Here is a 25,059-nt window from a genome sequence, read left to right as displayed (position 1 = left end):
AAAAATGGTAAACGATCCTAGTAAACTAGACCCGATGGAAAAGCTTAAAGAAGATAGTCGTTTTTTAAGAGGAACGATTGTAGAAGGGCTACAAGACCCGATTACCGCTTCGATTTCGGAAGATGATACCAAACTGTTGAAGTTTCATGGAAGCTACCAACAGGATGACCGCGACATTAGAGATGAACGACGAAAACAAAAACTAGAGCCTGCTTATCAATTTATGCTTCGTGTTGCAATTCCAGGTGGTGTGGCAACTCCTAAGCAATGGCTTGCAACAGATGATTTAGCACAAAGATATGGTGATCAAACAATTAAACTGACGACCCGCCAAGCTTTTCAATTACACGGAATATTAAAATGGAACTTAAAAGACACGATTAAAACAATTAATGAAGCATTAATGACAACGATTGCTGCATGTGGGGATGTTAATCGTAACGTCATGTGTAATCCGAACCCTTATCAATCTGAAGTCCATCAGGAAATTCAAGATTGGGCGCAAAAAATCAGCGATCATCTCTCACCAAAAACTGGTGCTTATCATGAAATATGGTTAGATCAAGAAAAAATTATCGATTCCAAAGAGGAAGAAGAACCGATTTACGGTAAAACCTATTTGCCAAGGAAATTTAAAATTGGTATTGCGGCACCACCTTCAAATGATATCGATGTATTCTCACAAGATATCGGATTAATTGCCATCATTGAAAATGATCAAGTGCAAGGCTTTAACGTGGTAGTCGGTGGCGGAATGGGATCTACACATGGAAATACCAATACCTACCCACAACTCGGAAAGATTGCTGGATACTGTGCGAAAGAAGATGTCGTGGATGTTGCGGAGAAAATCGTCACGATTCAACGCGATTACGGTAATCGATCTGATCGTAAAAATGCAAGATTTAAATATACGATTGATCGTTATGGACTTGATTGGTTCAAACAAGAACTTGCTGAACGACTCGGATGGGAATTAGAAGAAGCAAAAGACTACCATTTCGATCATAATGGTGATAGATATGGCTGGATCAAAGGAAGTAACAGATGGCACCTTACCCTTTTTGTTGAGAATGGTAGAGTAAAAGATGCTGATGATTATAAATTGATGACAGCTCTACGAGAAATTGCCAACATTCACACTGGTGATTTCCGCTTAACACCGAACCAGAATCTAGTCATCGCAAATGTTACCGCACCGAAAAAGAAAAAAATCAACGAAATCCTCGATATGTATGGAATCAGAGATGGAAAGCAGTATTCCGGCTTGCGTCGCAATTCCATCGCCTGTGTAGCAATGCCTACATGTGGATTAGCAATGGCGGAATCTGAGCGTTACTTACCTTCTCTTATCGACAAAATCGAAGGTCTTTTAGCCGCAGAAGGCTTACAGGATGAAGAAATTGTGATTCGCATGTCAGGGTGTCCAAATGGTTGTTCACGTCCTGCTCTAGCTGAGATCGCCTTTATCGGTAAAGCTCCCGGAAAATACAACCTTTATCTAGGCGGAAGTTTCATTGGCGACCGTTTAAATCAGCTGTACCGTGAAAATATTGATGAAGAAGAAATCCTGGCAACATTGAAAGAAATATTTCATGACTTTGCGCAAAATCGTACAGATAAAGAACATTTTGGTGACTTTGTTGTCCGTAAAGGCTATGTGGATGAAGTTTATGACGGGCAGAATTTCCACCGTGATATGAAAGGAGTTTTATAGTGGTTGCAATTAAAGAACAAACACAAGAAACAATTGAAGCGCATGGAGGCACCTTAATTAACCGTGAAGCAAAAGGTGCAGAGCGAGAACAATTATTAAAAGAAGCAGAAGCATTGAAAACAATAACAATCAACGCATGGAGTATTTCAGACTTGGAATTAATAGCGATTGGTGGATTTAGCCCACTAACCGGTTTTCTTGGCAAAAAAGACTATCTGGAAGTAGTCGATCATCTTCATTTAGCTGATGGTACTGTTTGGAGTATCCCGATCACATTAGCAGTAACCGAAGCAGAAGCTGACAACTTAGACATCGGTGAAAAGCTCGCACTTTATGGCGAGGATGGTATCTTGTACGGCACACTGGATCTAGAAGAGAAATACACGTATGACAAAGCAAAAGAAGCACAATCTGTTTATGGCACAACAGAAGATGCCCACCCTGGTGTCAAAAAGCTTTATGAAAAAGGCAATATCTATTTAGCTGGACCTATTACGTTACTAAATCGTCCAAAACATGATCAGTTTAAAGACTTTTATCTGGATCCTGCTGAAACGAGACAGCTTTTTCAAGATTTAGACTGGAAAACAGTAGTCGGTTTCCAAACTAGAAACCCTGTCCATCGTGCCCATGAGTACATTCAAAAGAGTGCATTGGAATCCGTTGATGGTCTATTACTGAATCCATTGGTTGGCGAAACAAAATCCGATGATATTCCAGCAGATATTCGCATGGAAAGCTATCAAGTAATCTTGAAGCATTATTATCCACAAGATCGCACTCGACTTGTTATTTATCCGGCTGCCATGCGTTATGCAGGACCACGTGAAGCGATATTACATGCTATCGTCCGTAAAAATTATGGCTGTACACATTTCATTGTTGGACGTGACCATGCAGGTGTTGGTGATTATTATGGGACGTATGAAGCACAAGAATTAATTTCACAATATGAAGCTGAGATTGGTATTCAAATTTTCAAATTCGAGCATGCCTTCTTTTGTAAAAAATGCGAGAACATGGCTACACAGAAAACCTGTCCACATGATAAATCTGAGCATGTCCATTTAAGCGGAACAAAGGTAAGAGAAAAACTTCGCAACGGAGAGGCACTACCGCGACAATTCTCTAGACCAGAGGTTGCTGAAGTGTTAATCAAAGGATTGCAAAGGGGTTCAAACGAATGACAGAAACGAAAAACATCGTATGGCATGACTCAGTAGTAACGAAGCAGGATCGAAGCAAACAAAACAACCACCAAAGTCCGGTATTATGGTTCACCGGACTTTCAGGGTCAGGTAAATCGACCATTACAGTTGAATTAGAAAAAGCACTGTTTGAAAAAGGAGTTCGATCTTATCGCTTAGACGGCGATAATATCCGTCACGGTTTAAATAATAACTTAGGATTTAGCCCAGAGGATCGCAAAGAAAATATTAGACGGATTGGTGAAGTTGCAAAATTATTAAATGATGCTGGTTTAATCACACTTACTGCTTTTATTTCGCCATATCGCGAAGATCGTGATAATGTCAGAAAGCTACTAGCTGACGGAGAATTTATTGAAGTGTATGTGAAATGTAGTCTGGAAAAATGTGAGGCACGTGATCCGAAAGGACTTTACCAAAAAGCACGTTCAGGTGAAATTAAAGGATTTACTGGTATTGATGCACCATATGAAGAACCGGAGCACCCAGAGTTAGTAATCGATACCGAAAATAAATCTGTTGACGAAGCAGTAGCTGAGATCATTGCGTATTTAGAAACAAGGAATTATATTTAAAAGAATGGAGGGCTTCCTCCATTCTTTTAAATCATTACTCCATTGACCGATATACAGGAAATCCATCTTGAGACCAAGCTTTTTTACTAGTCCATTGCTTCTCATCTTCTTTCCAGAAAGGATCACTTTCTTTCAGTCCCAATGGCAAAAATATAAATGCACACAAATACAAACTTCCAGTCGATATATATCCTTCTCCTACTTCTGGCTGGTGACCTGTAAAGCCAATTTTTAACCAGCCACTGTTATCAAAAACTGCATTGGATGATAACGTTCTTTTTATGACTGCCGTTAATGCTGCTCTCACTTGCCCCGCAGCTAACTCAGACGGTAGTTCATGTCGGAGTACTTGATTCGCTAAATGATGAAAAGCACCAAAGCGATATGCCAAAGATCGACCAATCGGCGGAAATGTTCCTTCAGGGGAAATCATCCGTTCTTGAATTCGAGCATATTGAACAGCTCTTTTTCGGATTTTTTCAGATTTATCCGACCAATCACTGTATGTATGTCCGCTTGCTTCTATGATGTCCAACAACATTGGATGGATGACGTAACTATTGTAATAATCGGCATGAAAAGACTTACCATCGCTGTACAAGCCATCACCGACATACCATTGTTCAAATTGGTTAACGGCATAGTCAATGCGCATTGGATCCCAGTCTTCCTCACCTAACTTGTATAAAGCTGTCTCAATAATAGCGGAGAATAGTAACCAATTAGAAAAGTAAGGTTTCCTGCTTCTTGTAGCTTTCAATGCGTTGATCACATTCTTTTTAACATTATCCTCCAACTCATACCATAAAGTCTGAGGAGCTCTTAATATTGCTTGCGCCAAAAAAGCTGTATCCACAATCGGTTGATCACCCTCAGAAAAATTCATATAATCTTTTGATTCAGGGTTTGTGGCATGATCCATGCATGTTCTTACTCGTTGGACATATTCTCTTCTGTATTTCTCCTCTGCTTCATTTTCAGCATACGTTTCTAACCATGGGGCCATCCCATTTACTAATCGGGCAAAAGCTTCTAAATGAGAAAATGCTTCACGGTTAGTGTTTTTTTGTTGTTCGACAGGCATTTGTGTCTTGAGCTGTTCATTCTCCAATGCGAAAAGGAGGGGATCCGCAATTGCTAACATCGTTTGGAGCCAATAAGATCGATCGTCCGTCATTCATACTCACCTTCCATATAAAAAGAAATTTTATTTTCGATTTTTTTCAAAGATTGATAGGAAAACCACATTGTGATAAAAGTTAATCCACTTCCTGCAAACACAAATACAACACCAGGAAAGTAATAACCAATAAAGAAAAAGCCTCCTATATTAAGCAAAATTAATAACGTATTTAATGGGGATACAAGCGCAACGACAAATGCATAGGTTAAATAATCAAAGAATGTAGCTCTAAAATGAACAAATGTTGGGAAGATATACACAAAAATAATGGATACTAAAAACGCTAAACCAAATAATAAAAACAGCATTAACAACCGGATCCAATGATCCAACGATTGAACAAGTGTTATATTTACATATAATAACATTAGCAAAAAAGTGAAAAAATAGCCAATTACATTTGCCTGTATGAAATGATCTTTAAACTCCGACCAAAATTGTTTGAATAAAGGAAAATCTCGATTACCACGAATCCACTTCCTTTCAATAGCCAGTGCAGCAACTACTGAAGGGAAAACTCCCAAAAACAATAACCCTATTATGCTAAAGAGTAGCCACAACATATTTAGATAAGCAAGACGCGAAATCCATACCATCGTCTTGTATAACAGCCCCTCATGATACATTTTTCGTTCACCCCTCTTTCAGCTGATTTGCTTTTTCTTAAATACTATTAGCGACTTAGGATAAAAAATGCTAAGTAGATTTGCGATTCCTCTAATAGCCATTTTGAAATATATCGACTGTTTAACCACCACTCCGGCTGCCCATTTCCCTTTCCGTGGGGTTTTCCCCTCAGCTAACTTTTTCGAGCAAAACGATTCTCACAGAAGTGAAAGTGGGCGGCCTTCGCTAGGATCTGCTCTACAACGCAAACAGGAGGTAACACGATTTTTTTTACTCACAAATAGCGATTTCCAACTTGCCAATTACTTACGACTAGAATTGTTGCAACTTCTCATAGCAAAGACTCCTGCGGGAATAGCACGAGCCGAAAATCCTCTTGGCAAAGTTGGTTGAGGCCATGCTCGCGGAAAGCGAAGTAATTAGTCGGAGTTAGACAAATTCCCAAATTCGCTAATTTATGCTTTCATACGAAAAAGGAGGCTACTCCTCCTTTTTCATCAAAAACACTTTTAATTTCTGTTTTCTAACCATTCTTCACTCTCTTTTTGTGCTTTTTCCACTGCCTCTTTCGCTGACCTTTCACCCGTTAGAGCAGCTTCCACTTCAGATGTTAATATAAAGCGTGGTTGTGAAGATGCCCATGGATACCTAGGCGTCCACGGTGTACTCATCGCTTCCATTGTCGGTGCCATTAAGTTTTCTACCTCTGCATAACTATCCCACGATTCTGCTGCTTGGATTGCCGGCATGCCATTCGCTTCTTCAAATATATATTGTTGAACCGTTTCACTAGTTGCAAACTTCATCCATTCCCAAGCTAATTCTTTATTGTCGCTATCCTTCGCCATTGTGATTGGACTTCCTGCGAACATACCTCCTACACCTTCGTCGTTTTTAAACTCTTGGACAATTCCAATTCTTTCCCCTAGCCCTTGAGCATATGCTGGCATAATTGTGTCACCTGGACCTTGATTAAGCATAATCGCAATATCGTTATCTTGCGTTAACCATTTTTCATTCCCTTGATCACTCACTAATCCTTCTGGTGCATACTCTTGCATCTCTAATAGCCATTCTAAGCCGGATTCCATTTCAGGACTATCATAATTAAATTCAATTTCATCCCAAGCAAAGCCAGAACCCCAGCTGCCATTTTGACCTTCAGCAAGATTAATTAATGTAAAAGCAGAAGACCAATCACCACGGAACCAGATACCATAGTTTTGTTCACCCGTTTCAGGGTTCGTTCCTGTCATCTGCTTTGCTTTTTCCGCTACTTCTTCCATCGTAGGATATTCTGAAAGGTATTCTACTCCCCATTCATCAAATAATTGCTTATCATATGCAATAAAGCGAGCATCTCCTAGGAAAGGTAAGCCGTATATTCCCAATTCATCACTATCAGGACCAAGCGCTTTCCAGCCATCCACTTGATTATCAATAAATCGATCCAAATCAAAATCTGGGTCTTCTTCAATATACGGTTCTAATGGTTCTAAAACTCCTTGTGCCGCAAAATCAGCAATACCTGGCATTTGATAGACGTCCGCTTCACCAGAAGTAATCATTGCCTGAGTTTTTTCCGTATAACCTTCCCATGGCATGATCGTAAATTCAACAGTAGCACCTGGATGCTGACTCTCAAACTCTTCTTTAATTACTTGAAGACCTTGCGTCTTTTCACCTGTAATAGGATCCGTGGAGTCCTCCATATCAAAGTCACCAATTAATTGTACATTGATGGTTTGCCCTTCCCAATCCCCTTCCACAACATCATCATTCGATTCACTACCATCCCCGTCACCGGCTGTATCATCAGGACTACAACCTACTGCAACAATAGCCACCATTAGTAAAAACAATAACATCAACCAGAAATGTTTAACTTTTTCCATGGTTCTTACCCCCTTATAGAATTAAAAATCATTCACCTTTGACACCACTTAATGCAATGCTTTGAATAATGTATCTTTGCAAAAAGAGATACAACACAACAATCGGCAGGATACTGACAGTAGCAAGTGCCATCGTTAATCCACCCAGGCTTGTTCCGTTCTCAAGAGAGAAACTTGCGAGATATAACGGAACCGTATGGAGATCTTGATTATTTAATACAACTAACGGCCACATAAAATCATTCCAGCTCCAAATAAAAGAAAGAATAACCATTGTTGCGGCAATCGGACCAGCTAGTGGTAAATACACGGTGAAAAATATTCTAAATTCCCCTGCTCCATCAATTTGTGCTGCTTCTCGTAACGTTCCAGGCAATTGATCAAAGAATTGTTTACAGAGAAATATCAGCATACCATTAATAACAGTTGGCAAAATCAGCGGCCAAAAAGAATTTAATAAACCAACATTGTTAAACAACGTGTATAACGGAATGAGTCTCGGTTCCATTGGGATCATTAACGTACACAATACTAAAATGAAAAGCAGTCGTTTATATTTGAAAGTACCTTTTGAGAAGGCGTATCCAGCTAATAATGAGGCGGATACTTGTAAAAAGACTGAACAAGTTGTCACGATACCAGAGTTAATATAAGATTGAATCAATCTACCATTCTCAAAAACGATGCCAAAATTAAAGCTTGATATCGTTTCCGGTATTAGTCGTGGTGGAAAGGGCATCGTAATATTTGCTGTCCGATCAAACCCAACACTTACCATCCAAATAAACGGCATCATCAGTAATACCCCACACACTAACAAGACAATAAACTTTACGCTGTTCGATATTCTTTCACTTGTTTTCTGATCCATGTTCACCCCTCCTTCTTCTCAAACACTATAATTGCATCTTGGAAACTTTCAAATTAATGAAAGTAAATATTAAAATAATAACAAACATAATATACGTTGCTGCTGAGGCTATCCCGAATTCAAAGCCTGTAAAACCTCTTTCATAGATAAACGCCCCCATTGTTTGGATCGATCTTGCTGGACTACCATTGGGACCACCTAATACATACACTTCGTTAAAGCGTTGCAAGCTCCCAATCCAACCAGTAATTAGTAGGAAGGCAAATGTACCAGACATGTTAGGAATCGTAATAAATAACCATTGTTGAAGTCCGCTAGCCCCGTCGATTTTAGCCGCTTCATACATTTCTGGGGAAATAGCTTGTAAATTTGCTAGACAAATAATGATGACGAAACCGATCCAATGCCAGACTGCTAGTAGAATCACGCCCCATTTGGAAGTAGATGGATCAGAAAACCATGTAGAAGTAGGTAAGCCAATCGCATCTAATGCATAATTGACAACACCCATTTCAGGATGTAGCACAAATTGGAAAATCATAGCCGCTGCAACAATAGATGTTACATTCGGTAAGAAATAAACTACTTTGAAGAAGTTTTGACCACGTCTAATAGAATTGATTAAGGAAGCAAAAATAAACCCTAGTGGAATGGTTAGAAAAATTTGAAAGAACCCGATAAAAAAGGTGTTCCATACCGTATTCCAAAAAGTCTTAGAAGTTAAGACCAATTGAAAGTTACTTAAACCGATAAACGTTTCAATCGTTCCATTTGATCTAAAGAAACTCAAACGAAATGACTCCACAATCGGATAGACCATAAATAACAGAATACCGATAAAACTAGGTAATAAAAATATATACCAAGTTATTGCTGCTTTTCTTTTTTTACTTTTGATTGTTTCAACATCATCATGAATGTTCACTGTATCCTCTACGCCATTCTCATTCAGGCTAATCTTACCTTTAACCATTTCTCTCCCTCCTTTTTCTATGATAGCGTTTACATTTAATCAGAACTCACTGTGATGTCTATTACGATCTCATTTAGTGAAAATGATTAATGAATGTATGTTGATCATTTTCATCTCGATTCCGATATTCAGTTGGTGTAATTTGATAATGCTTACGGAATTTTCTGCTAAAATGAGAAGCACTTTCAAATCCTGACTCTAATGCAATATCAAGAATCGACTTTTCCGGATGCATTTCCAGTAAGTACTTTGCTCGTAACAACCTGCGTTGCATCATGTACTGCATGACTGTTACACCCGTAACGTCTTTAAAGATTCGCGACATATAATATTTGCTAATATGCAATTGCTCTGCTATTTCGTCTAATGTTAAATTTTGATGGTAATGATAGTCAATCCACGTAATAATTTTATTTACATGCTTCATTTTGCTCGTATTACCTATAGGCGTGCTTGTTAATTTAGATTTACTTAAATCATAGATAATAAATAATAGTTCAATCAATAAAGTGGTAGTTTCCCCTTTGAGCATTCGCTTCTCTATTGACTGTTTCGCTGAATTTTTCAAATTTAATTGCTTTAAATAGAGTTTTCGCAGCAATGACTGAATTTCTTCAAATTTCTGTGGCTCGATATCACGTAATAATATATTACCTAGTTGATCAAAAGGAGTTAATATTTCAGGAACATTTAATTGATGAATAATCGACCGCATCCATTCAGGAGAGAATTCAATGACCGTTCTTTCATATGGCTTACCCTCTGTAGGCGTCGGACCATGTAATGCGGATCCATTCATCACAATAATATCGTTCTCATGCAATTGAATGACATGGTCATTAATCAAATATTTACAATCTCCCTTATGGAACATATAAATTTCAAAATAATCATGTGAGTGAACAAAAAAATCGCTTTTTCGAAAATCTACATCTATATTCCTGTAGTAGAAATATAGATTTTCAATTGATTTATTCATCATCGACACTCCTAAAATAATTTTTTAAAAATGAGTAACTGCCCGTTGCTTCTTCTTCAAAATTCCTCCATTCACATTCAATCGATATCCGCTTACGATAATTCACTTCCCTCAAATAATGTACAAATATTTCATAAGGATATGTTCCTGTTCCTGGTGCTAGCCGATCGGAGTCAGCTACATGAATATGTCCTAAGAATGGACCCGCATCCACAATATGTTGTAATGGCTCCCGCTCGGCCTCCATATGATAAAAGTCGGCTAATACTTGAATAGATGGATGATTTACTTTCTTCGCTAATTCCACTGCTTCTGGGACACTGTTAATGATGTTACTTTCTTTTTTGTTTAACGGCTCAATCACAATCGTTATAGCATGTTGTTCTGCATATTCTGCTGCCATTTGCAAAAATCGGATGACCTGTTTTTCCGCTTCTTTTTTGGAAAAATGCTCTGGATATGACCTAGCCTCACCACTGCCAAAAACAATCGTATCTGCACCGATTTCTTTCACCCGCGGAATCGCTTTCGCCAGATACGTTTCGATTGCTGTTTCATCTACATCGTTTCCTGTAATCTGTAGGTAACCTGGCAAAAAGACATTGCACACTTCTATCGGCAAATGACTATCTTGATACTTTTGACGAATTGCTTCATAGTCAGCATCATTGTCTGGGACAAGAGATACTACGGTACATTCCAGAAAATCAAAACCCGCTTGACTAGCATTATCAACCTGATCGATACTGATGCAACATCCTATTTTCATAGTCCCTCCTATATTCTGCTTTTAAGCCAGTCGATATTGTATTGCAATATTTCTTTTGTATTCTTTTTCCCACTAAAATCCTCTAATCCTATATACCCCTCATAATGAACAGCCTGCAAATCTTCAATCACCTGCTCCCAATCTACAATTCCTTCGTCTACTAGTTCCCAGACTACTTTCCACTTTTTGCTTGATGAATCTTGCACCCATTTCGCATTCTTCACATGAACATGTGCTAAATAAGGACCTAATAATTCCATCCCCATACGATGATTTTCATATCCTTCATGAACCATATTGCCAGGATCATATAATACACCAATTGCTTCTGGATCAAGGTCTTTTACTAATCGATAAGCAGCACTTGCGCTTGCTGCAATGGTTTGATGATGTGTTTCAACAAGACCTTTTACACCATAGCTTTTACACAATGCTTCACACTCTTTTAGATAACGCTTACAACTTTCAAATAAAGTATGGAAGTTCTGGGAGCGATCATATCTTGGTACCCCTAGTCGAATAAAACTTGCACCAAATGCTTTTGCAACTTTGAGGACTTGTTCTGTACCTGCTAAATCACCTGATGTTAAATACGGTGTGATACTTACAGTTTCAATATTAGCCGTTTCACTTTTACTTTTTAGCTGATTGATTTGCTCTTCAGAAATCTCCGGGGTGAGTGTACATTTGTTATTTCCCCAAAAACTAATTGGCTCTTTTGTTAGTTGAGTAGGAATTTCCTTATAACGCCACTCTACACCATCAAACCCTTGGTGTTTTAACTCATCAATCAGCTCTTTTGGTTCAAAATCCGGTGCCATTACTGTAAAAACAGATAACTTCATGATTAATCACCCTTAGTATATAAATATTAAAATGCTCTTTACTAAATTCGTATACTAATCATAACACTTACCTTTTCATCCTTCTATAATATGATTGATTGCTTTTTGTCTGAAATTGCTTTTTATAATCAATGTAAATGACTGTACCCCTTAATCCAGCGCATATGTAGCCATATTATGAATGAAATAAACAACAATTTTGATCAAGAACATGTATCTTCACTAAAAAAAGAGCTAGACTACTGATAAGAAAGATCAGAAAGGATATGATGATGTTGAAGAAAATTACCATTATCGGAGGATCAGGTACAGTTGGTGATATCCTTGTTGAAGGGCTACAGCATAGCTATGATGTTCTAGTTTTGGACAAACATATTCAGAATAATACAGCAACAAATCACTACGTGGATGCTACTAATTATGACGAGCTCCTTTCCACAATCCCCAAGGATACAGATGTTATTATCAACCTGCTCCGAATAGATACTGCTCATGCCATTGAACCCGTTGAAGTGTTTGACCAAATGACAGACGTCTTTTTTAAAGCAACCTATTATATTATGTTAATTGCAAAAGAATTCCGGATACCTAAGGTTATTTTTGCCAGTAGTAATCATGTTACGGATTATTATGAGGAAAATGGCTACTCCAAACTGCAACGCGAAATCACAACGAATGATTATCCATATTCTAAGGGATTGTATGGTGTATTGAAAATTGCTTCGGAACAAGCTGGCTTTATCTTTTCTCTGGATTCCGACTTATCTATTATTAATATTAGGATTGGCTCTGTACCAGCCCAAAATGAACAAGATGCTTTAAAAGAGAATGATCGTTTAACACGAACCTTGTTATCAAAAAAGGATCTTGTCGAGCTTTTTTCGGCTGCAATTGAAGCAAAAGTAAACTTTGGTACTTACTACGGAGTATCCAATAACCCTGACAAACCTTGGGATATATCCAATGCTATAGAAGAGCTTGGATATTCGCCAAAAAGAATAATAAAGTGAAACCAAGTTTTGGGTGAGTGCGTGTGTTTTCCCCACCTAACTTCCTTGTGTACTTGAAGCTTGAAGTGGGGAAAAACAGACTGTTAGTAATAGTTGCGAGTATGAGGGTTATCCCCTATATATTTGAATGTTATGCTTCGTTGTTTAATCCGAAATACCTAAGTCTAACGGTTAGTTTAGGTATTTACGATCAATAATACTTTTCCGGGAGTAATCAGAGTTGAAACTATATTACCCTTTAATGTCTATTAATGTCGAAAGTATGGATAATTATGTAATGGCATGGTATTTTATAATTTGTATGCAATTTTTTCTATGACTCTGGCACTTTCATTCTAGGTCTCTATGAATATTTTTTAAACAAATAACAATGAGTTATAGATATAAAATTGTAGATTCATTCATTGAGGGGGAACATTTAATGCAGGAAGCAGTACAACAAGAAGAAGTGAAACAGAAGAAAAGTAAATGGATACCAATAATCGCAGGTGTTGCGATTATACTGATAGCAGGCATTGTGACAGTTCAAGCTTTTCTAAATACTTCTGCTAAAGAAGACTATTTCTTGGCCGAGAAGAACACAATAGAACAGCTACAAGAAACGTTCGAATCAAGATTTGAAGAGGAACTTGCTTGGAAAGACCATACCGATGAACATGCTATCGAATCGGTTTATGAAATAACAGGACAAATGAATGACCCGAGCATGGCTGGAATGGGTTTTGACCAAATGATCAACAATGCTAATATTACGGTTGAAGCAGCCTTGGATAAAGAGAACAAAGTATCATCGGCAAATATTTCCGCTGGAATGGCTGGTGTTGAAATAAGTGGACTTGAAGCATATATTGATAACAATGACTTATATGTTGGTTTGCCATTCTTAGATAATATCATTCAACTAAATGGTGATGATCTCGGAAGGATCTTACAGGAGATAGACCCTGTTACATTTTCCGGGGAAGAAAGCTTTGATTTCAGTACACTTTTCAATGAAAACCCAATCCCAACAGAAGATATCGACTACATGAAAGAAGAATATGTAGATTATCTATATGATGAACTTCCAGAAGATGCATTTGAAGCAACATCAGAAGAAGTAACAGTAGGCGACAACAGTGTAAATGCCGACAAAATTTCTTTTAGCTTATCTGAAGAAGAAACTAAATCACTCCTGAAAAACGTGTTTGATAAAATGGCAGAAGATGAAAGACTAAGAGAAATTATCGTTGATCAAGCTTCTTATATGAGTTTTGCTGAAATGGAATTAGCAGAAGATGAAATGGCTACTTTTGAAGAAGAGTTTGTAACAGCTATGGAGGAAGCATCTGCTAGTGTAGATGACTTAACACTTCCAGATGGTTTTAACTCTACGATTTGGGTTGAAGATGATATCATTGTCAAAAGAGAGTTATCCTTAGCAGTTGAACATGAGGGAGAAACAGCAGCGTTCAACATAGATGGAATTAATGAGATAACGGACGGAGATCAAGTCATTGACTATGTATTTACAGTAAGTGATGGCTCATCCGAAGAAACCGTTAATATTCAGGCGGATTTTGCTGAAAATGACGGAGAAACAAATGATACGATTACACTTACCGCTGCTGACGTAGCTTTTACAATTGAATCAAACCAAAGTACTCAAGGGGAAGGTAGTAAAAACTTTGAACACAGTCTTTCTTTTGAAGAGCAAGGTTTGCAAATGTTTACTATTCATTGGCTAGGTGAAGCTCAATATGAAGAAGACCAAATGACCGTAGACCATACCTTATATGCAGAAGATGGATATACCCTTAATCAAGATGCATTATCCATTTACGTTACGGAAGAAGGTTCAACGATTGATCAGGTAGAGATTCCTAACCCTGAACAAGTACAGAATTTAAGCGATATGAGCGGAGATGAAATTATCGAGTACTTTGAAACTGATGTAGCGAATCAGTTTGAATTATGGATGGGGAATATGATGGGACCAGGTGGTTTCTAATTGATTTTGTAAATAAAGTAGGTGGCATACATGCAATCTCTTAAACATATAGCCTTGTTTACAAAAAATAATCTGATCCAACTCGGGAGGAAGTGGTTATCACTTCCTCTTCTTTTGCTGTCTCCGATTATACTCATCGGATTGTTAGCACTCACTGTGATTTCCATGTTAGATGTGACAAGCACAGATACTATAGAAGTCGGACTTGTCGATCTTGACCAATCAGAGGAAACAGAAATGATTGTCGAATTACTAGAAGAATCTTCACAGCTCGGCAATCATATTGCTATGGAGAAAGTTGAAGAAACACAAGCTATCGAAGCTATCGAAAACAACCAACTCAGTTCCTATATTATGTTTCCAGATCATTTCTTTCAAAAACTAATGGACGGAGAACGGTCTCAACTTTCGATTATTGGCAACCCCAAGCAACCAGTTGAGAGCCAGCTTATTAATGAATTAGTCGAGACTGTTACCCGGCATATTCGAGGTTCCCAGGCAAACATTCTGACGATAAATCATTATGCAAAGCAATTAAATATGGATAATGAAGAAAGAAACACCTTATTATTTGAACAATTCACCGATTATTTCTTTTATGTACTAGGCAGTGACCAAGTAGTAAGAGAGGATCAAGTCACAAATAACGCAACTGCTTCGCCAATTCTTTATTTTAGTTTAGCAGGCTGGTTTACTCTAGTAACAATCTGGTTATTTATTATTTATACGATGTTACACCAAGATAACAGCTTAAGAATGAGACAACGGATGAAACTCTATGGTGTTACCGATCTCCAGCAAGCTATAGCAAGTGGTATCGTGTCCCTTTTAGTAACGGCAGTTTGGGCTGCCCTCTCCTTCGCTTTTCTTCCATATTTCTTTGACGAAGTAATCATTACTGGGGAGAACTATATCCGAATTAGTTTGTTACTACTGTTACACAGTATCATCTTTTTACAATGTATCATTCTCATAGATTGGTTGATTTCATCTTCGAAATTAACAGTCTTGGTGCAGACATTATTCACCGGAATCACCATCTTATTTAGTGGCGCCATTATTCCGAAAATATATTTTCCTATCTACTTGGAAGATTATTTTTCCATTAGTTTTTCTCATCAATCTTTTTATTGGATGGAACAAATTATCTTAAATGGTCGGTTCTATGCGGAATTACAACCATTACTCTTGGCAGCGATTATTGGCGGGTTACTACTGGCTATATACTCATTCGGAAAGGAGCGTGTTCATAAGTGAAAGAAATTATTTACACACGCTTCCTGCTACTAAAAAAACAATGGATGAGCCTTAGTTTCTGGATCTTACTTCCGATACTGATCGCAATTGGATTTCTTTCCACTGCCGAAACGGTACAAGATGATTTCAGAGTTCCAATCGGAATGGTGTTAGAGGAAGAGTCAGAATCAGCCTTTGCGCTATTGGAAGAAATTAACGACTCCTCCCTTGTTTCTGCTTTCCAACTATCAGAAAGAGAAGCAATACGAAAATTAGAGCAACATGAACTAGATAGTGTATTTATTATTCGACAAGGTTATGAAGACAATCTGCAGAGCGGAAACAGAAGAAACCTATTAAAAAGTTATTATTCAGATCGTTCTTTTGCCTACACCCCTGTAAAAGAGATGATAGTATCGATCATTCAACAAGAAACAGGGCGGATTAAAGCGGCCAACACCGTTATTCATTTAGAAACGCAATTAAGTAGTGAACAAAATTGGTCGATCGAGGAAATCATTGCAAAGTCCAGAGAAATTCAAATAGAAGAAGATTTATTACAAAACCAATTTCGTTATCATGGTGATTCAGACCTGACAGATAACTCAGGTGTCCAATGGAATCCCTGGATGGTATGGGCATTTGCAAGCCTACTAATCACGATCTTCATTTTCGATTGGGTTATCAACGAAAGAAAAGCAAGTGTCGCTGTTCGCTTTCCGTTTATGAAAATAAAATACCCAACATATATGCTTGTAAATGTATTGGTTTATATAGTGGTGCTAGTCATTATTGATTTGGTAACCGCGGTTATTTTTTACTCGCTTTATCAGGAAACGATCAATATCTTATCACTCGTATCATTTCGGATTATGGTCTGTTTGTTTGCCTTTTTATTTGTAAGCATGATAAGGAATGCCTATTTCAGTTATGTTGCCGCCATTATATGGACACTTGTGCTGATTGTGATCAGTGGTACAGTATTACCATTTGGAGGCATCGGAAATATTGGAGGCTGGATCAATCTCTTCAACCCGTTATACCGCTTCTTAACTGGCGATTGGACCATTGGCTGGCTCGGCTTTTGTATCATTGGTATGGCGATTTGGTATGTACGAGAGGAGAGAAAATATGCTTAAGGTAGAAGGATTAAATAAAAGTTTTCATAAAAAAACGATACTAGACAATTTATCTTTCAACATCACTCAGGGTGAAATAGTAGGATTAGTTGGTGAAAACGGAGCTGGTAAATCTACGTTGCTTCAAATATTGGCTACAACGATGAAGCCGACTTCAGGAGAAATCCTTCTAGGTCAACGAAATTACCAAAGAGAAAAGGCAAAGATACGCAAACAAATTGGCTTTGTCCCACAAGATATTGCTGTTTGGGAACAGCTTACAGTAGAAGAAAATATGACTTTCTTTGAAAAATTATCGTGGACTAAGAAATCTAACGCTCAATTAAAGGAAATCGGTCAGGATATGAATTTAGACCGATGGAAAGAACCTGTGAAGAATTTATCAGGTGGCATGAAACGGAAGCTTAATTTAGCAATAAGTTTAATTCATGATCCATCCTTATTGTTGCTGGATGAACCGACAGTAGGGATAGATTTAAAGTCCCGTAAAGAAATCGGCGCTTATTTGCGAAAGCAAGCAACTGACCATAACAAAACGATTATATATACATCACACGATATGGATGAAATACAAGAACTGTGTGATCGAGTAATTACGATTGGTGAAGATTCTTTCTATAAAAATTTATTGCAAGAGGCAGATAAAGAGGTTCTTTCCTTTTAAAACCTGCCTCTTTTTTATACGAACTAATGATACATCTATGTTGCGTTTTCTCGTTTGTTATTTTCGAGTATATAATACAGGAGAAATCGAAAAATTATCGGGAGAAGAATATAAATAGGAAATGAGTACATCGATTTCCAATAAAATGTTTTATAAATTCCCATTTTGGTTAATATAGGTTCTGTTATAAATGCAGCTAATACAGCAATACCTACATTACCTATAATAAAATGCTTCCACTTAGGGAAATAGTAATAAACAATCATATAAGCTACTGGAATAAAAGAAAAGTTATAAGGATTCAAGCCTTTGTTTAATTGTGTTAGCTGGTATAAATAAGCCCATGCTCCTAAATTAATTCCTAATTCATCTAATTGACTGGCCAATGCTGCTAATAAAAGACCGTATGATAAACCTTCGGCTTTCTTTTCTTTTGGAATTACCTTGTACCAAATGATCCATGGAACAATGAACATAAATAGTAATAGCCACCATTGCCACGTAAATAAATCATGTTCAATCCAATATCTCTTTCTAAAATCAACTAATTTGTACTGTAAATCTAAGATCTCTCCAAAAGATGGATAAGTCATGATATTCCTCCTTATCGGCAATGGCAATTTATTTTTCCTTCGACCGCAAACTATATACCATTTACTGAAAAAGCAGCTAATAACATACATTCATTTGAGCCATTAATAAACCCTTTTTGTCATAATAGCTTTTGAAATTCTGATAAATTTATACTTATATCCTCTTGGTTTTCCGAATATGTGTTTTCCATAAAAGCCTTTTCACTTCATATTAAAAGGCGTTTCTTCATTGGAAGAAACGCCGCAGCAAACTACTCTTTTTTTGCTCTTTAACCTACCCATTTTTAAAACAAATTGGGGATAATTACTTTTGCAGTTGATTTAAAATCAGTTTCAACACATCGTCTTGTAACATCTCATCAGTCAGTATCATTTCTCCGTCCACGCCCAGATAATCATTTGGCTTCCACCAGGAACACAAAGATTCTTCTCCAAATTCCATCTTTTTTGGACTAGAATTGTGACGCTTGACTGTTTCTTTAAAGGATAAATCAAAATAATAAGTATATATCTTTTGATTAAAGAACTCGATTAAGTTATGCAACATTTCACCATAACGAGGTTTATACAAGATTCCTTCTACAATAACAAATTCACAGTTATTTTTACCATATTCAGCGATCTGTTGAATCAAATCAATGGAAAGATTCCCATCTCTATCGTGAACTTTCAGCATTTCACGACGAACTGTATCCTGAGAAACCAAGAGCGTTCCACGCCCCAAATGACTTTGAAGATTTTTGGCAGTCGTTGTTTTTCCACTTCCAGAGTTTCCTCGTATAATTATGAGCTTTGATTCCATATTATCCCCCTACATACCTCTCACTAGCTTTTTAATCCAATAATCTCTACTCTTCAATACTAACGTATATAACAAAGAAATTCTCACCTTTTTCTCATAAGAAAAAGGTGAGAATCTTGTTTACTTTTTGACCCTCTTCTAACTCTAGGAATTAATCTATCACACTTTTTTTAAAAGACTCTAGAAGGGTTTTAGTTTCTTCTGCAGAAATATCTTGACTAACTACCTCATATTTATAATCATTTGAAGAACCAACAAAATGAGCACCTTTTGGACGGTCCAACTCGTACATTTTCCAATCTATATCATTAGTAGTAAACGTGTCTAATCGCTCTCCTTTATTTGTGTCGAATTCACCCCATGATCGAGTAACCGAATCTTTGTGGTAGGAACGTACATATAAAAGTCTAGTTCCAGAGCCATCTTCATTTGGATCTTTCTTATAACTATAGGTTAAATAGGCATGATTAAAATCCTTATATCTTTCAAAGCTTGTTGCGTATAAATCAAAATCTTGACCCGTAAATTCATAAAGGAAATCAATATTTTGTCTTAATGTTTGTAGCACTTCATTTACTTCGTCCTTATAATAATCAGCATGTTCCAAGATTTCAATATCCTCTTCACCCGAATCTTCATCAATTGTTTCTGGCTGTTCCTCTTTCGAAAGTCCATCTAAATTCGGACTGAATTCATCGAGGTTAATAGAAGCGTTTACTTCTAGTTTTTCCGGATATAAGTAACCCGTAATATTCCCATTTGAATCATATTCCTCATATTTAGCTAAGATCCCTGTATCTTTATCAACCCAAAACCTAAAAGTATCAACATTCTTCATTCGGTCAACTTTATCTCCAACACTCCCATATAAGACAACAGTATTATGTCCTAACAGTTCTTCATTTTGTTTTTCAATATCCCATTGCTCTACGTCTTCCAAATATTGAACTGTCTTATAAAAAGGGAATAATGATACACCCGCTACCCAAACTGGTGGCTCTTGCCAATCATATATATCTAAAAGTTTGTCATAAAGTTGATTAGAGTCTAATGGTAATACTTCTTCAATGGAGACAGGTTGAAATTCTTTCTGATTATAGTTTCTTTCTAGATAACTATTAGTAATAAGGTCAATATCCCATTGTTGACGATCATTGTACACACTAATATTTTCCTGGACAGTTTCACCTTCTAATGATTTATTCACAAATGATACATGTCCTCCAATCTCATTTTCAATACTTATTTCATAATCAACATACTCATCAGTACCGGTTCCATCATTATAGATATTACGTTGTTCAAACTTACCAACGACAGTCTGAAAGTAATCGGGCGTATTTAACATTTTGGTCAGTATTTCTTCTTTCGTCATATCATCGTAATATTCTTTTTTTTCAGGAGGTGTATAAATACCTTCATTTAAGTTGTTAGGAGCTTTTTCATTGTTTTCGGATTTAGTTGTAAGACTGCGTTCGCTGTTTTCAGCTATTTGTTTATCACCTACATCGTCCAACTTACTTAGACTAAAATAACCTAAACCAAGAATTAGTATACAACTTACTGATAAACTTAAAATATAATTCAACTTTGGATGTATAATATATTTTTTCCTGCTTTTTGAACTTCTTATGGCCTTTCTAACTTTATCCTTGCTTTTTTCACTAAATTCAACATCTTTTAAAATGGTTCCATTCATCTTCTCCTTTAGATTGCTGAACATATTATCCATTAGATATGCTCCTTTCTAGCTTATGTTTCAATAAGAGCCGAGCTCTATGTAATCTGGACTTAACAGTAGAAATCTTTATTTTTAACAAGTCAGAAACTTCGTTATAAGATAGTTCCTCATAGTAGTATAGAATAATTACTTCTCTATACTTTAATGGTAGTGAAAAAATCTGATCAGCTAGCATTCTATTATTTTCGAAATTTAAAAGCTGTGATTCTGGTGTTTCCATGAGTTTCGCCTTAGTTGGTAATAGATCTGAAAATATTATATTTCGAAATGACCAACTTTTAAGTTTATCCTTACAAAGATTAACCGTTATACTATATAGCCATGTTTTATAAGAGGATTCATGACGAAACTCATCCAACTTACGGTAACACTTTATGAATACTTCTTGGGCAATATCTTCAGCTGTATGATTCTGCTTAGTGTAAGTAAATGCCAGTCGTGTTATGCTCTGGCCATATTCATTCATTAACCACTCTAATAATTCATCTACCCCTTGATCATCTTGATTCCACATAGGTACTCCCTTCTTCAATCTCTATATCCTTTTACTATTTAGACGATGCTATGTACAATTGGTTGTATAAATCTTATATATTTATATCCAATAAAACATTTCAAGTACAGTCAGTTAATAACTTATTGAAATATAAGCTTCAGAATCTAACAAGTAAAAAAGTGCATTATTTAATTAAATGCACTCTCACCTTAATATTAATAAGTCATCCAAGTTAACCTACTCAAGAAGTAGAGCTTACCTTTCTTAATATTAAATTAAGCTAACCTTTCACTTTTGGTTAAATTATTATTTCAAAAATTTTATATTTATTTTACCATGAATATAAAGTTTAACCCCCTTTGAGATTTCCAAAGGGGGGGGCTTAAACAACATAACTTTAACCAAAACGGCAATCTTTAAATAAACGATTCAAACCTATATTTTTTAATAGCTACCTACTTATATAACGGCCCATATGTTTGACACGCCCGGTAATCCGCTCCTTCTATGTCATTTGTACCAAACATATTCCATGCACTTGGTCTAAATATTTTTTCTTCCGCAACATTATGCATATTGACTGGAATACGTAGCATCGAAGCAAGTGTAATTAAATCCACTCCAATATGGCCGTAACTCATCGAACAATGGTTAGCACCCCAGTTATTCATCACCGTGTACACATCGCGAAATGCGCCTTCTCCTGTCAGGTTCGGAACAAACCAGGTTGTTGGCCATGTTGGGTCTGTACGATTGTTTAATATTTCATGAACGTTATCCGGTAAATCAACGGTATAACCCTCAGCAATTTGTAGTACAGGTCCTAATCCCTTCACAAGGTTTACACGTGCAATAGTGACTGGCATAGCTCCTTTTGATTTAAAATTACTCGAGAATCCTCCACCTCTGAAATACTCTGTATTAGCCGGTCGCCATTGTGTTGCTTGCAAGCATTTGTTTACTTCTTCGTCTGTAATCTCCCAGAATTGTTTCATGGCAGGTTTACCGTCGATTTCCTGCTCCCCAGTACCATCTAAGGCAGCAGACCCTGAGTTTAACAAGTGAATTATTCCTTTGCTTGCTCTTCCTTCCAGTTGATGATTCGCCACTCTTTGCACTGCATCAGGACTCCAATACGTTCTTACATCGGCAAAAACTTGAGCCGTATTAGTTAATAAGTGTCCAAATAGCATGGTAACAGCATTTAAGGTGTCGTTTTCTGTCGCTACTATATACGGAGCGCGAATACCATTCCAATCAAAGGAGGAATTGAGAATCGCCTCCATAAAATCACCATTCGGAAAGTGATCTGTCCATTGACGTTGACCTTGGAAACCGGAGAAAATAGCATTTCGGCCCATTGCTTCTTCTTCATATCCTAATTCCGCTAATTTCGAATTACCTTCCATCAAGTCTCTTGTAATGATAGTCATTTTAATATTCTTCTTTAAATCTTCTTCTTTTTGTTCTGCTGTCCGCTGATTTTCTTGCGCATTTGTGTCAGAGCCTATTTTACAATTGTGCTTCACCCAGTTATACGCCTTCTCAAATTCTTCTTTATCATAAATTTCTTCATTGATACGACGGGTAAGCTCGCTCATATCGACATATTCATTACGCATACCTAAGTAATCCTGGAAAAAGTCCTCATCTACCATACTGCCTGCAATACCCATGGAAACAGATCCAATAGATAAGTAGGATTTATCTTTGAGCATAGCTACTGCAATACCTGCCTTAGCAAAGCGAAGAATCTTTTCCTGAACATCTTCTGGAATGGTATTGTCACCAATATCTTGAACGTCTCTTCCATAAATACCGAAGGCGGGAATCCCTTTCTGATTATGTGCCGCCAACACAGCTGCTAAATAAACTGCGCCCGGACGCTCTGTGCCATTAAATCCCCATATCGCATTTGGCCTTCTCGAATCCATATCCATTGTTTCAGATCCATAGCACCAACAAGGTGTAACGGTAATGGTCACGCCAACATTTTCCTTATCAAATTTTGCTTTTGCTTGGGCTGCTTCTGCTACACCACCAATGCAAGTATCTGCAATAACCGTCTCAATCGGAGCACCATTATTATAGTTCATGTTTTCCGATAACAATTGTGCCACAGCCTTTGCCATGTTCATTGTTTTTTCTTCTAATGACTCGCGCACACCTTTTCTTCGGCCATCAATTGTCGGGCGAATTCCTATCTTGGGCATATCCCCGAATAATCTTTGTCTTGTCATGTATATTCCTCCTTGTTAAGATGATGTCTCGTCAACCAAATGTACAAAGCGTTCATAAGCAGATTGCCAGCTTGATGACTTGGTTGGTTGATAATGTTGGACAGAAAATGAATGTTGGACAATTTCTCTTGCTTGCTTCATGTTTTCTATCTCTCCTAAAGCAATCCATTGGCCAATCGCATTGCCAATGGAACTAGCCTCAACAGGCCCTGCAACAACTTCTCGATTTGTCGCATTTGCCGTTAACTGACATAATTTTTTGTTGCGAATGGCACCGCCTCCCATATGAATGCGCTTTAATTTTTTTGAAGTTAATTTTTCTAATCTATTAATCACCCAATTGTATTTCATTGCTAAACTCTCTAAAATGCATCTAATCATTTCACCTTGCGTTGTCGGGATAGGTTGGGATGTCTCTTGGCAATAGAGTTGAATTTCCATAATCATATTTTCTGGATTAAAGAACCTTGGATCATCTGGGTTAATAACGGAACGAAAGGGTTCTGCTTCTTCAAACAGATAGTTTTCTTTTTCAAAATCTGTATCGATCCCTTCTCGTTCCCATATGACACGACACTGTTGCAATAACCACATGCCCATATTATTTTTTTGCAATCGATACTTCCCTTCTATCGTCCCTTCATTGGTAAAACCCCACTGCATTGCCTTATCTTGTGTCACTGGCTGATCAACTGGAACACCGATTAACACCCATGTACCACAGCTCATAAACACGGACTGATCGTCTTCTAACGGAAGTGCTGCCAATGCACTTGCTGTATCATGACCTGCTACATTGATTACTTTTACAGGATCGATTTGTAATTCTTTATGAATGGATGACAATGTATCACCAGCAATCGTTAGCGGCTGTTTAACAGGTGCCAATAAATCCCTGGATATGCCTAATCTCTTTAAAATATCCGTTTCCCACTCTGTTGTTCCTGCTCTCAGCATTTGGGTGGTAGAACTAATGGTAAATTCATTATTTTTTTTCCCACAAAATAAATAGGCTAATAGATTCGGTGTTAATAGTAACGTGTCCGCGCTTTCTAATAATGCCGGATTCTGCTGTTTTATCGTATATAATTGGAAGACGGTATTAATTGGCGCTGTCTCCACACCAGTCTGTCTAAATAACTCTTCTGATGTAATATGTTGTAATGCATCCTCCATCCCTTTTGCATTCTGAGGATTGCGATAACTATAGGGGTTTGCTAGTAGTTCTCCTGTTTTTGATAGTAAGCCGAAATCAACTCCCCAAGTGTCAATTCCCAGACTTTCGACTTTGTCATGACCTTGTTGAACACTTACTTGTATGCCCTTCTTCATTTCAGAAAAAATACTTAAAATATCCCAGTAGTAATGATTGGTTATGTGAATAGGGTGGTTTGGAAATCGATATATTTCTTCTAAATACATCTTCTCTCCATCAAAGCTATTTAACATTAACCTTCCATTAGAGGCACCTATATCAAATGCCCAGACTTTCTTCATACAACTCCT

Annotated in this window: 22 protein-coding genes; 8 read left to right on the top strand and 14 right to left on the bottom strand. The window is 37.2% G+C overall.

The genetic code is table 11. The features are described 5' to 3' along the window. The first annotated feature begins 4 nt into the window (after positions 1-4). Genes cysI through cysC form a run of 3 tightly spaced genes read left to right on the top strand, consistent with a single transcriptional unit; the run spans position 5 to position 3,500 of the window. Positions 5-1,717, top strand: coding sequence for an assimilatory sulfite reductase (NADPH) hemoprotein subunit (gene cysI / locus GHT08_RS04490; RefSeq protein ID WP_163580184.1), 1,713 nt, complete (start codon positions 5-7; stop codon positions 1,715-1,717). Continuing rightward, complete coding sequence (gene sat, locus GHT08_RS04485) at positions 1,717-2,904, top strand: sulfate adenylyltransferase (protein WP_163580182.1); 1,188 nt, start codon at positions 1,717-1,719, stop codon at positions 2,902-2,904. Before cysI ends, sat begins: the two co-directional genes overlap by 1 nt. Beyond that, positions 2,901-3,500 carry an adenylyl-sulfate kinase gene (gene cysC / locus GHT08_RS04480; protein WP_163580180.1) on the top strand — a complete coding sequence of 200 codons (600 nt, stop codon included), beginning with the start codon at positions 2,901-2,903 and terminating at the stop codon, positions 3,498-3,500. The genes sat and cysC overlap by 4 nt, the downstream gene beginning before the upstream one ends. Before the next feature lie 34 nt (positions 3,501-3,534). On the opposite strand, the gene GHT08_RS04475 is transcribed toward cysC, so the two are convergent. From GHT08_RS04475 to GHT08_RS04440, 8 genes are all read right to left on the bottom strand, one after another. Further along, positions 3,535-4,677 (bottom strand): DUF2264 domain-containing protein, encoded by a 1,143-nt coding sequence (locus tag GHT08_RS04475; protein WP_163580179.1) that lies wholly within the window; start codon positions 4,675-4,677, stop codon positions 3,535-3,537. Further along, positions 4,674-5,309, bottom strand: coding sequence for a YesL family protein (locus GHT08_RS04470; RefSeq protein ID WP_163580177.1), 636 nt, complete (start codon positions 5,307-5,309; stop codon positions 4,674-4,676). Before GHT08_RS04470 ends, GHT08_RS04475 begins: the two co-directional genes overlap by 4 nt. Before the next feature lie 510 nt (positions 5,310-5,819). Continuing rightward, positions 5,820-7,205 carry an extracellular solute-binding protein gene (locus tag GHT08_RS04465; RefSeq protein WP_163580175.1) on the bottom strand — a complete coding sequence of 462 codons (1,386 nt, stop codon included), beginning with the start codon at positions 7,203-7,205 and terminating at the stop codon, positions 5,820-5,822. Positions 7,206-7,233: 28 nt separating this feature from the next. After that, on the bottom strand, positions 7,234-8,076 hold the full coding sequence (locus GHT08_RS04460) for a carbohydrate ABC transporter permease (protein ID WP_163580173.1): 843 nt from the start codon (positions 8,074-8,076) through the stop codon (positions 7,234-7,236). 25 nt (positions 8,077-8,101) lie between these two features. Next, entirely contained in the window at positions 8,102-9,049 is a 948-nt protein-coding gene (locus GHT08_RS04455) for a carbohydrate ABC transporter permease (protein ID WP_163580171.1), read from the bottom strand. Between the two features lie 73 nt (positions 9,050-9,122). Then, a complete protein-coding gene (locus GHT08_RS04450; RefSeq protein ID WP_163580169.1) occupies positions 9,123-10,028 on the bottom strand; it encodes an AraC family transcriptional regulator in 906 nt (301 codons plus the stop codon). Beyond that, on the bottom strand, positions 10,021-10,797 hold the full coding sequence (locus GHT08_RS04445) for a sugar phosphate isomerase/epimerase family protein (protein ID WP_163580167.1): 777 nt from the start codon (positions 10,795-10,797) through the stop codon (positions 10,021-10,023). The genes GHT08_RS04450 and GHT08_RS04445 overlap by 8 nt, the downstream gene beginning before the upstream one ends. Before the next feature lie 8 nt (positions 10,798-10,805). Continuing rightward, the gene (locus tag GHT08_RS04440) at positions 10,806-11,642 is read right to left on the bottom strand and encodes a sugar phosphate isomerase/epimerase family protein (protein WP_163580165.1); all 837 of its coding nucleotides are present in this window, start codon (positions 11,640-11,642) and stop codon (positions 10,806-10,808) included. A 275-nt stretch (positions 11,643-11,917) separates the two neighbouring features. Between GHT08_RS04440 and GHT08_RS04435 the strand changes: the two genes are divergently transcribed. From GHT08_RS04435 to GHT08_RS04415, 5 genes are all read left to right on the top strand, one after another. Further along, on the top strand, positions 11,918-12,652 hold the full coding sequence (locus tag GHT08_RS04435; RefSeq protein WP_163580565.1) for an NAD-dependent epimerase/dehydratase family protein: 735 nt from the start codon (positions 11,918-11,920) through the stop codon (positions 12,650-12,652). A 421-nt stretch (positions 12,653-13,073) separates the two neighbouring features. Further along, the gene (locus tag GHT08_RS04430) at positions 13,074-14,642 is read left to right on the top strand and encodes a DUF6583 family protein (protein WP_163580163.1); all 1,569 of its coding nucleotides are present in this window, start codon (positions 13,074-13,076) and stop codon (positions 14,640-14,642) included. Between the two features lie 30 nt (positions 14,643-14,672). After that, the gene (locus GHT08_RS04425; protein ID WP_163580162.1) at positions 14,673-15,899 is read left to right on the top strand and encodes an ABC transporter permease; all 1,227 of its coding nucleotides are present in this window, start codon (positions 14,673-14,675) and stop codon (positions 15,897-15,899) included. Beyond that, positions 15,896-17,017 carry an ABC transporter permease gene (locus tag GHT08_RS04420; RefSeq protein ID WP_163580160.1) on the top strand — a complete coding sequence of 374 codons (1,122 nt, stop codon included), beginning with the start codon at positions 15,896-15,898 and terminating at the stop codon, positions 17,015-17,017. Before GHT08_RS04425 ends, GHT08_RS04420 begins: the two co-directional genes overlap by 4 nt. After that, entirely contained in the window at positions 17,010-17,681 is a 672-nt protein-coding gene (locus GHT08_RS04415) for an ABC transporter ATP-binding protein (RefSeq protein ID WP_163580158.1), read from the top strand. Before GHT08_RS04420 ends, GHT08_RS04415 begins: the two co-directional genes overlap by 8 nt. A gap of 35 nt (positions 17,682-17,716) precedes the next feature. On the opposite strand, the gene GHT08_RS04410 is transcribed toward GHT08_RS04415, so the two are convergent. The 6 genes from GHT08_RS04410 to GHT08_RS04385 all read right to left on the bottom strand — a co-directional run bounded on the left by GHT08_RS04410 (position 17,717) and on the right by GHT08_RS04385 (position 25,050). Beyond that, positions 17,717-18,274 carry a CBO0543 family protein gene (locus GHT08_RS04410; RefSeq protein ID WP_163580156.1) on the bottom strand — a complete coding sequence of 186 codons (558 nt, stop codon included), beginning with the start codon at positions 18,272-18,274 and terminating at the stop codon, positions 17,717-17,719. 304 nt (positions 18,275-18,578) lie between these two features. Beyond that, positions 18,579-19,076 carry a kinase gene (locus GHT08_RS04405; protein WP_163580154.1) on the bottom strand — a complete coding sequence of 166 codons (498 nt, stop codon included), beginning with the start codon at positions 19,074-19,076 and terminating at the stop codon, positions 18,579-18,581. A gap of 151 nt (positions 19,077-19,227) precedes the next feature. Beyond that, the gene (locus tag GHT08_RS04400) at positions 19,228-20,808 is read right to left on the bottom strand and encodes a helix-turn-helix domain-containing protein (protein ID WP_163580153.1); all 1,581 of its coding nucleotides are present in this window, start codon (positions 20,806-20,808) and stop codon (positions 19,228-19,230) included. Then, on the bottom strand, positions 20,801-21,331 hold the full coding sequence (locus tag GHT08_RS04395) for a sigma-70 family RNA polymerase sigma factor (RefSeq protein ID WP_163580151.1): 531 nt from the start codon (positions 21,329-21,331) through the stop codon (positions 20,801-20,803). The genes GHT08_RS04400 and GHT08_RS04395 overlap by 8 nt, the downstream gene beginning before the upstream one ends. Before the next feature lie 437 nt (positions 21,332-21,768). Then, on the bottom strand, positions 21,769-23,553 hold the full coding sequence (locus GHT08_RS04390) for an L-fucose isomerase (protein WP_163580148.1): 1,785 nt from the start codon (positions 23,551-23,553) through the stop codon (positions 21,769-21,771). Positions 23,554-23,568: 15 nt separating this feature from the next. Further along, positions 23,569-25,050, bottom strand: coding sequence for a rhamnulokinase (locus GHT08_RS04385; RefSeq protein ID WP_163580145.1), 1,482 nt, complete (start codon positions 25,048-25,050; stop codon positions 23,569-23,571). Between the last annotated feature and the right edge of the window lie 9 nt (positions 25,051-25,059).

It is taken from the genome of Gracilibacillus saliphilus (assembly GCF_010994085.1).
In the GTDB taxonomy this organism is placed as follows: domain Bacteria; phylum Bacillota; class Bacilli; order Bacillales; family Amphibacillaceae; genus Gracilibacillus; species Gracilibacillus lacisalsi.
The sequence above is the reverse complement of the archived record's forward strand: the minus strand, read 5'-3'. Positions and strand labels throughout refer to the sequence as shown.

Coding starts and splice junctions, on each gene's coding strand:
- cysI (WP_163580184.1), top strand. CDS start 5: ATGGTAAACGATCCTAGTAAACTAGACCCGATGGAAAAGCTTAAAGAA.
- cysC (WP_163580180.1), top strand. CDS start 2,901: ATGACAGAAACGAAAAACATCGTATGGCATGACTCAGTAGTAACGAAG.
- GHT08_RS04475 (WP_163580179.1), bottom strand. CDS start 4,677: ATGACGGACGATCGATCTTATTGGCTCCAAACGATGTTAGCAATTGCG.
- GHT08_RS04470 (WP_163580177.1), bottom strand. CDS start 5,309: ATGTATCATGAGGGGCTGTTATACAAGACGATGGTATGGATTTCGCGT.
- GHT08_RS04465 (WP_163580175.1), bottom strand. CDS start 7,205: ATGGAAAAAGTTAAACATTTCTGGTTGATGTTATTGTTTTTACTAATG.
- GHT08_RS04460 (WP_163580173.1), bottom strand. CDS start 8,076: ATGGATCAGAAAACAAGTGAAAGAATATCGAACAGCGTAAAGTTTATT.
- GHT08_RS04455 (WP_163580171.1), bottom strand. CDS start 9,049: ATGGTTAAAGGTAAGATTAGCCTGAATGAGAATGGCGTAGAGGATACA.
- GHT08_RS04450 (WP_163580169.1), bottom strand. CDS start 10,028: ATGAATAAATCAATTGAAAATCTATATTTCTACTACAGGAATATAGAT.
- GHT08_RS04445 (WP_163580167.1), bottom strand. CDS start 10,797: ATGAAAATAGGATGTTGCATCAGTATCGATCAGGTTGATAATGCTAGT.
- GHT08_RS04440 (WP_163580165.1), bottom strand. CDS start 11,642: ATGAAGTTATCTGTTTTTACAGTAATGGCACCGGATTTTGAACCAAAA.
- GHT08_RS04430 (WP_163580163.1), top strand. CDS start 13,074: ATGCAGGAAGCAGTACAACAAGAAGAAGTGAAACAGAAGAAAAGTAAA.
- GHT08_RS04425 (WP_163580162.1), top strand. CDS start 14,673: ATGCAATCTCTTAAACATATAGCCTTGTTTACAAAAAATAATCTGATC.
- GHT08_RS04415 (WP_163580158.1), top strand. CDS start 17,010: ATGCTTAAGGTAGAAGGATTAAATAAAAGTTTTCATAAAAAAACGATA.
- GHT08_RS04410 (WP_163580156.1), bottom strand. CDS start 18,274: ATGACTTATCCATCTTTTGGAGAGATCTTAGATTTACAGTACAAATTA.
- GHT08_RS04405 (WP_163580154.1), bottom strand. CDS start 19,076: ATGGAATCAAAGCTCATAATTATACGAGGAAACTCTGGAAGTGGAAAA.
- GHT08_RS04400 (WP_163580153.1), bottom strand. CDS start 20,808: ATGGATAATATGTTCAGCAATCTAAAGGAGAAGATGAATGGAACCATT.
- GHT08_RS04395 (WP_163580151.1), bottom strand. CDS start 21,331: ATGTGGAATCAAGATGATCAAGGGGTAGATGAATTATTAGAGTGGTTA.
- GHT08_RS04390 (WP_163580148.1), bottom strand. CDS start 23,553: ATGACAAGACAAAGATTATTCGGGGATATGCCCAAGATAGGAATTCGC.
- GHT08_RS04385 (WP_163580145.1), bottom strand. CDS start 25,050: ATGAAGAAAGTCTGGGCATTTGATATAGGTGCCTCTAATGGAAGGTTA.